General features: G+C 39.4%; 1 protein-coding gene. It reads left to right on the top strand.

What is annotated here, in order from left to right; genetic code table 11:
- Positions 1-62 precede the first annotated feature (62 nt).
- The coding region (locus tag ASC50_RS04255; RefSeq protein WP_158648410.1) for a hypothetical protein at positions 63-485 on the top strand (423 nt) is incomplete at its 3' end.

Below are 485 nucleotides of genomic sequence, written 5' to 3'. Positions count from 1 at the left end.
AAAAACTTGTAATAAAGGAGAAATCTAAACTCAAAAAAATATGGAGTGTTGTAGTCGGTATTGTGGCTCTTTTACTCTACATATCCGCAGAAACAGGTTTACTGGATAATGCGTTTGAGAGTTTTGGTGAGAGTTTTGGTGAGAGCGTTGATACTGCGCCGGCAGATATTAAAAATCTAACATTAGCCTCCGGCAAATGTTACAGATGGGCTCCTGCGGACTTTGATGTTTGCGACACGGAGATAGAAACGGATTGTGGCATTGGGAGTATATATCTTGATAAAAATGGCGTTGTCATTTTGTCCGAGGATTGCTTAGATAATCCGACAACCTACTTTATCGGAACATATTCGGCAAAAAATGAGGAATATCATTTCAAATTCACTCAATATTGTAACTCTCACAGGAAAGAAATAACCCCATTGGATGAGGATTTGTTTCTGGTTTTGGAACCACTGAACTGCCTTGATTGGGCATACCAATGG

This window comes from Candidatus Symbiothrix dinenymphae (assembly GCF_001431085.1).
The sequence above is the reverse complement of the archived record's forward strand: the minus strand, read 5'-3'. Positions and strand labels throughout refer to the sequence as shown.